The 10,865-nt window shown below is 47.9% G+C and carries 5 protein-coding genes; 4 read left to right on the top strand and 1 reads right to left on the bottom strand.

The annotated features are described in order from the left end of the window. Positions 1–106: 106 nt before the first annotated feature. A complete protein-coding gene (locus MOX91_RS04460) occupies positions 107–265 on the bottom strand; it encodes a small basic protein (RefSeq protein WP_370396881.1) in 159 nt (52 codons plus the stop codon). 158 nt (positions 266–423) lie between these two features. On the opposite strand from MOX91_RS04460, the gene MOX91_RS04465 reads away from it, so the two are divergent. The 4 genes from MOX91_RS04465 (at position 424) to MOX91_RS04480 (ending at position 10,864) form a co-directional block, all read left to right on the top strand. Beyond that, positions 424–2,055: a sialate O-acetylesterase gene (locus tag MOX91_RS04465; RefSeq protein WP_370396882.1), complete on the top strand. Its 1,632-nt coding sequence runs from the start codon at positions 424–426 to the stop codon at positions 2,053–2,055. Between the two features lie 75 nt (positions 2,056–2,130). Further along, on the top strand, positions 2,131–5,859 hold the full coding sequence (locus MOX91_RS04470) for a phosphoribosylformylglycinamidine synthase (protein ID WP_370396883.1): 3,729 nt from the start codon (positions 2,131–2,133) through the stop codon (positions 5,857–5,859). Positions 5,860–6,152: 293 nt separating this feature from the next. Then, on the top strand, positions 6,153–9,578 hold the full coding sequence (locus MOX91_RS04475; protein WP_370396884.1) for an adenosylcobalamin-dependent ribonucleoside-diphosphate reductase: 3,426 nt from the start codon (positions 6,153–6,155) through the stop codon (positions 9,576–9,578). A gap of 104 nt (positions 9,579–9,682) precedes the next feature. Continuing rightward, a complete protein-coding gene (locus tag MOX91_RS04480) occupies positions 9,683–10,864 on the top strand; it encodes a beta-ketoacyl-ACP synthase (RefSeq protein ID WP_370396885.1) in 1,182 nt (393 codons plus the stop codon). Position 10,865 lies beyond the last annotated feature (1 nt).

Below are 10,865 nucleotides of genomic sequence, written 5' to 3' on the forward strand. Positions count from 1 at the left end.
ATTTTGCGGAGGACTTGTCAAGCAAAACGCTTTTGGCGAAAATACGCAAAAAAAATGACAAAGCCCATACGGACTTTGTCAAATAAATGCGTTAAAAGCCTGATTATTATTCAGCGGGCTTTGTCTTCGGGAGAGCGGTAACTCTGCCGTTATCTTTCCAAGAGTTGCGCTTTTTGAGCAAATCTATGCGTTCAAAACGCTTCAAAACGCTGCGTTTTTTTGATGATGCGGAACCGCCGCTTTTAAGAGAATTGTGTTGTGACATAAATCTGTTTTCCTTTCAAATTCAAAACCAAAAAACTAAATGCCGTTTTTTTTAAAAATCAATCTTTTTTTTCAAAAAACTTGCAGTTTTTCAAAAAATCACTCCTTTTTATGTTTTGTCTTGGATTTTTTTCGATTTAGGCGCATTATCGAGCGTTTATGAAAAAGGCGTTTGTTGCATTGTTTTTGTTTTGTTTCGCGGTTTTAGCAAATGCGGAATTGAAGTTTAAAAACTTATATTCGGACGGGCTTATATTGCAGGCGGGCGTTGAAAACGCAATCGCAGGCTATGCAAATCCGAATGCTAAAGTGGAAATCGGGCTTAATTTTTCAAACAATGCCAAAAAGACTGTTTTTGCCAAATCCGACAAAAACGGGAAGTGGATTGCAAAGCTTCCAAAAATGCCTTCAAAAACCGAGCTTGAAATCAAGGCTTCTTCGGAAGGGGAAAGCGCGGAAATCAAAAACGTGAAAGTCGGGCAGCTTTGGCTTGCGTCGGGGCAGTCCAACATGGATTGGCATTTCGACAGAGGACCGAAAACTCCCGAATATGAAAAGTATTTGAAAGACATCTGCGACGGGCTTGAAAAGCTGAAAGGCAATGTAAGAATATACAAAACGCGACAAAAGGCGTCTTTCGAACCCCTTGAAAACATTGAGGGGAAATGGCGCGAGCCTGATTTAAAAGACATAAAGTCTTTCAGCGCGCTACCTCTGCTTTTTGCGAAATACTTGTGCGAAAATCTCGGCGAACCCGTAGGGGTGATTGTTTCAAGCTGGGGCGGAAGCCCGATTGAAAGATGGATTCCGCGCGAAGCTTTCGGCTATTCCGATTTTACGAAGTCGGCTTTAAAACGCGACGCGGAGCGCGTTGAGGGGTGGCAAGAACGCCAAAAGATATTTTTGGAGCAAAGGAAAATTTGGCTTGAAAAGAACAATACTCCAGAACTTCGCAGGCAAAACCGCAAAAGCGAGCCGCGCTTCGACTACGACCCGTTCGACAGGTCAACCCCGACGCCCGCAATGCTTTTTAACGGAATGATTTTCGGAATTTACCCGACAGTCCCCAAGGGCGTAATTTGGTATCAGGGTGAATCCAACGACAAGAGGGCAAACGAGTACGGCGATCTTGCAAAAGCGATGGTTTTGTCTTGGCGCAAATATTTTAAGAGCGAGTTTCCGTTTTATTATGTTGAGCTTGCAAATCTTGGCGTGCCGCAAAAAGTTCCAGTCGAGGGCAGACATTCATGGGGCGCGGTAAGAGAGGCGCAGGGGGCGGTCTTGGAGCTTCCAAAAACGGGAGTTGCCACTTGCGCGGACGTTGGGGACGAAAAGGATTTGCATCCTCCCTACAAGGACGCCGTGGCGCGGCGTCTCGGCAATTTGGCTTTAACGCAAATTTACGGAAAGGGGGACGCAAAATCCGCATTAAGCCCTTGTTTCAAATCCGCTAAATTTAACGGCGATAATGCTGAAATTTCGATAAACAATGACTGGGGATTGCGTCTTAAAAAGGGCAAAAAATCCATTTCGGGCTTTGCCGCGAGGGGAGACGGAAAAATGAAGTGGCATTTTGCCAATGCTGAAATAAAAAACGGCAAAATTATCGTTTCATCTCCTGAAATAGGGCGCATTCAGGCTGTCAGATACGGCTGGGCAGGCAATCCCGACTTGTGCATCGAAAATAAATTTTCGATGCCGCTTCGCCCGTTTTCAACCGACAAGGGCAGTATCTTGGATTATATGGATTTAAATTCGCAAAAGGCGGAGCTTTCGTTTTATCCGGAATGACGGAAAAACTTGTTTGGTTTTTGTTTTGACTAAAATCGGCATTTGCCTATTTTTCACTTATTTATTTTTTTGAATATGATTAAGAGAGTTTTTGTGGAACATAAAGACGGTGCGCAAGCCCAAAGCTTAATGCGCGACATCAAGGCGAATTTGAAGCTCGAAAACCTTTCGGGTCTGCGCGTTTTGCAGCGCTACGATGCGGAGGGCATCGACGACGCCGATTATGCCAAGCTTAAATACACGATATTTTGCGAAGCTCCCGTGGAAAATTTGTATGAAGAAACTTTCCCCATGGCGGAAGACGAAACCGCTTTCGGAGTCGAATATCTGCCCGGGCAGTTTGACCAGAGGGCAGACAGCGCGCGCCAATGCGCCCAAATCGTGCTTTTGAAAAACGCAAATTTTGCCTGCGCGAAGATATATGTTTTAAAAGGCGCATTGTCGGAGGGGGATATTTCAAAAGTCAAGGCATACCTGATAAACGCCGTTGACAGCCGCGAGGCGTCTTTGGAAAAACCCGAGACACTGCTAAAAACCGCGTCTGCGCCAAAAGATGTGGAAATAATCGAAAACTTTACGCGAATGGACGCAAGCGAGCTTAAAAATCTCCATTCAAAGCTCGGGCTTGCAATGTCTTTGGACGACATCGCATTTTGCCAAAACTATTTCAAAAACACCGAACACCGCGACCCGTCCAAGACGGAAATAAAAGTTTTGGACACCTATTGGAGCGACCATTGCCGCCACACAACTTTCCTTACCCGCCTTGAAAATTGCGAATTTGAAAGCGGAAAGTATGCAGACGCAATCAAAAATTCGTGGCAAAAATATTTGGACGAGCGCAAATCTTTGGGCTTGGACAAAAAAGGCAAAGAAATTTGCCTGATGGACATCGCCTTGATTGGAATGAGGTCATTGCGCAAATCGGGTAAACTCGACGACCTCGAAGAAAGCGATGAAATCAACGCAGCAAGCATTGTCGTAAACGTTGACATCGACGGCAAAGAAGAGGAATGGCTTGTGATGTTCAAAAACGAAACCCACAACCATCCAACCGAAATCGAGCCTTTCGGGGGTGCTGCGACATGCTTGGGCGGTGCTATTCGCGACCCTCTTTCGGGCAGAAGCTACGTTTATCAGGCAATGCGCGTAACGGGCGCGGCGGATCCCCGCACTCCCTTTGAAGACACTTTGAAGGGCAAACTCCCGCAAAAGAAAATCGTGACAGGCGCGGCAAACGGATACAGCTCTTACGGCAACCAAATCGGCTTGGCGACAGGGCAGGTTACGGAAATTTACCACCCGGGTTATGTCGCAAAGCGCATGGAAATCGGCGCGGTGGTTGCCGCCGCTCCGCGCAAAAACGTGTTTAGAGGCGTTCCGTCGGTCGGAGACTCGATTCTTCTTGTCGGCGGCAGGACGGGGCGAGACGGCATCGGGGGCGCAACAGGCTCTTCAAAAGACCACAATGAAAAGGCTTTGGACAATTCCGCCGAAGTTCAGAAGGGCGACGCTCCAATGGAGCGCAAATTGCAGCGTCTTTTCCGCAATCCGAACGCAAGCGCAATCATCAAGAGATGCAACGACTTTGGCGCAGGCGGCGTTTCTGTTGCAATAGGCGAGCTTGCGCCGTCTCTTGAAATAAATTTGGACGCTGTCCCAAAAAAATACGACGGCTTGGATGGCACGGAGCTTGCAATATCGGAATCGCAGGAAAGAATGGCGGTTGTAGTCGATAAAAACGACGCTGAAAAGTTCGTGAAATACGCGGCTGAGGAAAACCTCGAATGCACGCTTGTCGCGGTTGTAACCGATACGGGCAGGCTTGTCATGAAATGGCGCGGAAAGCCCATAGTTGATATTTCGCGCGAATTTTTGGATACCAACGGTACGACCGCTTCCGCGCGCGCCAAAGTTGAAGCACCGAAAGATGACACTCCGTTTAAAAATCCTAATCTGGATGCTTCAAGGCAGGAAGACTGGCTGAAAGTCATGTCGTCTTTAAATTGCTGTTCGCAAAAGGGCTTGGTTGAAAAATTCGACTCTTCAATCGGCGCATGCACCGTAAACCATCCTTACGGCGGCAAAAATTTGTCAACTCCCGCCGATGCGATGAGCGCGAAAATCCCCCTTCTTTCGGGGGACACCAAAACCGGCACGATTTTTTCTTTCGGATTCAATCCCGATATTTCCCTTTGGAGCCCCTACCATGGCGCGATTTATTCCATTTTGGAAAGCGTTGCGAAAATCGCGGCAAACGGCGGCGACGTAAGAAAAATCAGGTTTACTTTCCAGGAATATTTTGAAAAGTTGCGCGACAACCCCGCAAGGTGGGGCAAGCCCCTCGCGGCTTTGCTTGGCGCGTTTGAAGCACAGATGCGCTTGGGCTTAGGCTCTATCGGCGGAAAGGACTCGATGTCGGGTTCGTTTAACGAAATAGACGTTCCGCCGACTCTCGTAAGCTTTGCAATCGTTCCATGCAATGTCGAAAACGTCATTTCCCCCGAATTTAAAAAAGCGGGGTCTGATGTCGGCGTGATTGAAATATCGGCGGGCGTTGACTTGGTTCCGAATTTCGACGAGGCCATGCAAAAATATTCCGCGCTCTTTGAGGCGATAAAGGCGAAGAAGGTTTTGTCGGCAAAAGTCGCGCGTTTTGGTGGAATTGCGGAAGCGGTTGCTGTTATGGGCTTTGGAAACGGCATCGGTTTTGAATTTGACAAGTCGTTTGAAAAAAATCCGTTTGCCCTGAACTGCGGCGCAATAGTGGTCGAGCTTGCAGACGGAGTTGCTTTTGAGGAAGTTTGCGCAAGCCCGCTTGGAAAGACATTGAGGGAAAATTCCATTCTCTTTAAAGGCTCCAAAATCGACTTGCAAAAGGTTTTTGACGCATACACTTCAACTCTTGAAGATATTTTCCCGACAAAGGCCGCCGAGCCGCAGGGGGAAATCGCAAAGATTGAATACGAGCCGAAGCAGGTGTTCCTGGCGGAATCTAAAATAGCAAAGCCCAAAGTTTTCATTCCTGTATTCCCCGGAACGAACTGCGAATACGACACTGCAAAGGCGTTTGAAAACGCGGGGGCGAAGTCGGACATATTCGTTTTGCGCAACAATTCAAATTCCGACATCGAATATTCGATTGAAGAAATGAAAAGGCGCATTGACGAATCCCAGATTTTGATGCTCCCCGGCGGATTTTCGGCAGGGGACGAGCCTGCGGGGTCCGGCAAGTTTATTGCGGCGGTATTTAGAAACCCCAAGCTTTCCGACAGCGTAATGAGGCTTTTGAAAGACCGCAAAGGCTTGATTTTGGGCATTTGCAACGGCTTCCAAGCCTTGATAAAATTGGGTCTTGTTCCGTTTGGCGAAATCAGACCTCTTGCGGAAGACGCTCCGACGCTGACTTACAACAACATCGCGCGCCACGTCAGCTGCTATGTGCGAACCCGCGTCGCAAGCCGCCTTTCTCCGTGGCTTTCAAAATGCGAAATCGGGCAAATTCACACAATCCCTGTTTCTCACGGCGAGGGGAAGTTTGTCGCCTCAAAAGAGATGCTTGAAACCCTTGTAAAGAACGGGCAGGTTGCGACGCAGTATGTCGATTTAAACGGCAATCCGTCTGCCGATATAAGGTATAACCCCAACGGCTCTATTCAGGCGATAGAGGGCATAACAAGCCCATGCGGGTTGGTGTTCGGCAAAATGGGACATACCGAACGCTTTGGCTCCAATGTCGGAAAGAACGTTTCGGGAGATAAAATCCAGCCGATTTTTGAAGGTGGCGTGGAATATTTCAGATAAAAAAGAAACGGTGTTTCCATTTTTTGAGGCGGACTGTTTTTTAGTCCGCCTTTTTGTTTTTCGCTTTATAAAAAACGCGCGGGGAATGCGGTTTTTTGCTAAATTGCAACTATTTGATTTACATCGTCTTGTGAAATATTTTAAATTATTTTTTTAATTATTTGACAAAACCTCTATTAGTGCATTGAGTGTATTTAAAACGAGATTGTAGCACGCTTGAAAACGGTTTTTAAGCGAGGTTTTTTTATCCCCGTCTTGTTTTAAGTTTTTAGTTCAGAAAGGCAAAAAAAGAAATGGCAAAAATCATAGTGGACGGCAATGTCGCTTTGGACTTGGGCAAACGCCCCGCTAAAATCGGCTTTAAAATAGACAGGCACTTTACCAAAAAAGGAGTTTGGGCTTATGACACGGCCGAGTGGGTCAGAAAGGACATTAAAATGTTTGCGGGCGGAGAAATCACATTCTCTCGCGAAAATGTCGAAGTTCCCGCGCATTGGGGCGACAACGCCCTCAAAATCACGCTCAGCCGCTATATTTTCGGTAAAGAGCCGAAAACTCCCGAATACGAAGATTCCGTAAAGCAGATTTTTGACAGAATTGCCAACACCTACACGGTTTGGGGCTATCAGCTTGGTTATTTTGACGGCGACGAAAGCGCGCTTAATTTCAACCAGGAAATGAAGTATATGCTCGTCCACCAGATGTGGGCTCCGAACAGCCCCGTGTGGTTTAACATCGGGCATTGGGAGCAGTGGAGATGGGGTCGTCCCGACTTGCGCAAAATTCTCGCGGGCAAAGGAACTGAAACTTTCTACGGCGCGGAAAACAAAAAAGGCGGCGTCGATGCCGTAAAGGCTGAAAATTCTTCCGAAAATCCGCAGGCTTCCGCTTGCTTTATTTTGGGAGTGAAAGACTCAATGGAATCGATTTTGCGCCACCAGTACACTGAAGGCTGCATATTTTCGAGCGGTTCGGGGGTCGGCATAAACATATCGTCTCTAAGAAGCGACGGCGAGCCGATAACGGGGAAGGGTGTTGCATCAGGCCCTCTTTCGTTTGACAGGGGCTGGGACAAAATGGCAGGCGCAATCAAGTCGGGCGGCAGAACAAGAAGAGCTGCGAGAATGGTTGTGATGTATTCCGACCATCCCGATGTTTTTGAGTTTGTGAACACCAAGTTCAAGCAGGAGGAAGTCGCAAAAATCGTATTGCAGGAACACAACGTCCAGCGCGGACTCCGCAAGCTTGCCGAGCAGAAGCTTCAAGACGGAAATCCCGAAGAAAAAATCGCCGCCAAGATGGTTCTTTCAATGCCGTTTGTCGTTGACAAGTCTTACGGCGCGGGCGCGGAAGACTTGCTTTACGGTCAAACTCTTTCAAACCAGAATGCAAACCATACCGTTTCAATGAAGTCGGGCTTTTGGCTCGCCTTCAAAAAGGGCGAAAAATACGCGACTCGCTGGATTTCCGACCCATCGCACATTGTCCGTAAATACGCCCCGATGGAGCTTTTGGAAATGATGGCAAAAGCTATCTGGAACAACGCGGAGCCGGGTCTTCACAATAACGACATCATAAATTTCTGGAGCACATTTGCAGACGAAGTTCAAATTGAAACGTCAAATCCGTGCTCTGAATATTTGGGACCTCTTTTCAGCTCATGCAATTTGAGTTCTTTCAATATTTTGCGCTTTTATAAAAACGGAAAGTTTGAAATTGAAAAGTTCATGCACGCATCGCGCATGGCGATGATTGCCGCCGACATCAATATTACAAAGGGCGGTTTCCCGATAAAGGAAATTGCCGTAAACACTGTTGCCTACCGCACCACCGGCATAGGGCTTGCTAACATAGGCGGTCTTTTGATGTCTTTGGGAATTCCCTACGACTCCGCAAGAGGCAGGGCGATTGCGTCGTCGCTTGCCTCGCTTCTCACTTCAAACTGCTACAATTTCAGCGCGAAAATGGGCGAAATGCTCGGCAATTTCTCGAAATACCACCTGATAAAAGGCAGCATGAAGAGGGTTCTTAACATGCACACTTTGGCAAACGAGGAATTGAAGTCGGTAATCGGAATGAAGACTTCAAACAGGACGATAAGCGACTTGCCGCAAACAGAATCTTTCACCGCCGAAGATGCCTTGCGCGGCTTCCGCCTTTCAATCGGCGAAAACAAGGTCGAGCTTGGCGACGAATGGAAAGACGTTGTGCAAAAAGCGGGAGAGCTTTGGAACGAAGTGCGCGCGTCAAAGAATTTCAGAAACAGCTTCGTTACCTGCATTGCGCCGACAGGCACGATTTCCGCGCCCCTTGGAATTTACGAAGAGGGCACTACTTCCGCAGAACCCGAATATTCGCTCGTAAAATACAAGCTTCTGGCGGAGGGCGGCACGATGGTTCTCATAAACGGGCTTGTCCCCGTTGGCTTGGCGCGTCTTGGATACACGTTTGAGCAGATTGCAACAATCGTTGCCGAAGTTTCGGGTCTTACAGGTCTTGAAAACTTCTTGGAATCCCGCAAGATAAAGGGCAGGCTCGACATTTTGCAAAATTTGAAAGACGGCGGCGCAGTCTGCATGGAAATCGCCTCCCGCACCTCTTTGTTTAAGAGCGACGAAGAATACAAGGCATTTTACAAATCGCTTCGAGCGGCTTCCGAAAAGGGCAAGCTTTCCCCGAGCGACTTTTCGATTTATTCGGGGTGCGGGCACATGGAGGGCATTCCGTGGGTCGGCGAGGAAACTCTGCGCGTATTCGACTGTGCGAACAAACCTTTCGGCGCAGAACGCTTCATTAAAACAGAAGGCCATTTGAGAATGCTTGGGGCTTTGCAGCCGTTCATATCGGGCGCATCTTCAAAAACAATCAACATGCCAAGCTCTGCGACAGAGCGCGACATCGTCGATTCAATGATTGACAGCCACGAAATGGGCATCAAGTGCATTGCAATTTATAGAGACGGCTCAAAGGCTAATGCGGTTTATTCCACAAACTTGAATTCCGCAGAAATTCAAAATGCCTGGAACGACGTCGTAAAATCCGCAACCGAAATCAGAAAAGAGGAGCACGCAAACCCGATTCGCAAGAAGCTGCCTTACCGCCGCTGGGGTCAGACCATAAAATTCTCGATTGGCGACAACATAAACGGCTTTATGACAGTCGGCATCGCAGACGACGGCAGATGTGCCGAAATTTTCGGCAGATTGGGGCAGGGCGGCTCTTTTATAAACGGTATGTTCGACGCATTCTGCAAGGCATTCTCAATCGCGCTCCAATACGGAATTCCGTTTGACGACTTCATCCAGTCGTTCCGCTATCTTTCGTTCGATCCGTCGGGCTGGGTAAAAATCGGCGATTATGACGACGAATACAAGCCCGACATCCATACTTGCAAATCAATCGTTGACCTTCTGATGCAGCTTTTGGATTGGATGTTCCCCTCTGAAAACGGCAGAAGATTGCGCTCGCTCGAACAGTCTTACATAAACACTATGTTTTCAAGCGGCACAAACACAATGTCGATAAACAACATATCGCCAATGCAAACGGAGCTTTCGTTTATCTCGCAAAAGTCCGCCAATGCGCCGAAACCTGCCGAAAAAGTCGATATGAGAACCGCCATGACATGCCCGAAGTGCGGCTCTTATGCCTATGTCTTCGACGGCAAGTGCCGCTCTTGCAGGGACTGCGGATATAAAGACGGCGGGTGCGGAGCATAGTTTGTTTTGCAAAATTTTAAAGGCGGACGCTTTTTGCGCCCGCTTTTTTTGTCTTTGTAAATTCTTATAAAGCTTGACGATTGGGGGATATAAATCCATTTTATATGCCCATTGTTATTATGAATTTCGGGCTGTCAGATTTGGGCATTGTTTGCGCGTTGGGATGCGGAAAAGAGGAGGTTTTAAAAAACGCCGCATCGTCTTCCACGGCGGGAATGTCAAAGTCTGAAACCATCATAAAAGGCGGGCAAACTTTTTTGGGAGAGGCGAACTTTCCCCTGCCCGAAATTGAAAATCCGCGATGGAACACGAGGTGCAACCGCCTTGCGCTTTCTGCTGTTTTGCAGATTGAACATAGCGTGAGATGCGCGGTCGAAAAATACGGAGCCGGCAGGGTCGGAGTGGTTGTCGGGTCGAGCAACACCGGAATGCGCGAGTTCGAGGAGGAGTATTTTTATTTTTCACAAAAAAATTCTCCTAAAAAACCATTTGCCTGTCACGGAGAGCTTGGGAATGTCGCGGAATTTATAAGCGGATATTTTAATCTTTCAGCCCCAAGCTATACCGTTTCAACGGCTTGCTCGTCGTCTGCAAAGGCGTTTGCTTCCGCGGAAAGAATGATAAAAAACAATGTGTGCGACGCGGTTATCGTCGGGGGCGCGGACAGCATTTGCAAATTTGTTGTTAACGGATTTTCGGCGCTGGGCGCAACAAGTTCCGAGTTGGCAAATCCAATGAGCGCAAACCGCTCGGGCATAAATATCGGCGAGGGCGCGGCGATGTTCCTGCTTTCAAGGGAAAATTCGCAAATCTTTTTGGCAGGAGTTGGCGAAAGCTCCGACGCCTATCATGCGACAAGCCCCGACCCGACAGGCGAGGGCGTGGCTCTTTCAATGAGAAACGCCCTTCAAAACGCGGGGCTTACTCCGCAAGAAATTGATTATGTGAACTTGCACGGAACTGGCACGGTTTTTAACGATTCTATGGAAGCCAAAGCAGTGTACGGCGTATTCAAAGACGAAGTTTTATGCTCCTCCACAAAGGCTTTGACGGGGCATTCGCTTGGGGCGGCGGGTGCGGTCGAAGCCGGATTATGCTGGCTTATGATGTCGGATTTAAACAAGGAAAACGCGCTTATCGAGCATGTTTATGACGGCGAGTTTGACAAAAAAATTGCGCCGATTTCCCTTGTAGGTAAAAACATGTTTAAAAAGGTAAAATATGCGCTCAGCAACTCTTTCGCCTTTGGCGGAAGCAATGCGTCCGTAATTTTGGGAAGGATTTAAA

The organism is Intestinicryptomonas porci, assembly GCF_033971905.1.
GTDB classification, from domain to species: domain Bacteria; phylum Verrucomicrobiota; class Verrucomicrobiia; order Opitutales; family Intestinicryptomonadaceae; genus Intestinicryptomonas; species Intestinicryptomonas porci.

Coding starts and splice junctions, on each gene's coding strand:
- MOX91_RS04465 (WP_370396882.1), top strand. CDS start 424: ATGAAAAAGGCGTTTGTTGCATTGTTTTTGTTTTGTTTCGCGGTTTTA.
- MOX91_RS04475 (WP_370396884.1), top strand. CDS start 6,153: ATGGCAAAAATCATAGTGGACGGCAATGTCGCTTTGGACTTGGGCAAA.
- MOX91_RS04480 (WP_370396885.1), top strand. CDS start 9,683: ATGCCCATTGTTATTATGAATTTCGGGCTGTCAGATTTGGGCATTGTT.
- MOX91_RS04470 (WP_370396883.1), top strand. CDS start 2,131: ATGATTAAGAGAGTTTTTGTGGAACATAAAGACGGTGCGCAAGCCCAA.
- MOX91_RS04460 (WP_370396881.1), bottom strand. CDS start 265: ATGTCACAACACAATTCTCTTAAAAGCGGCGGTTCCGCATCATCAAAA.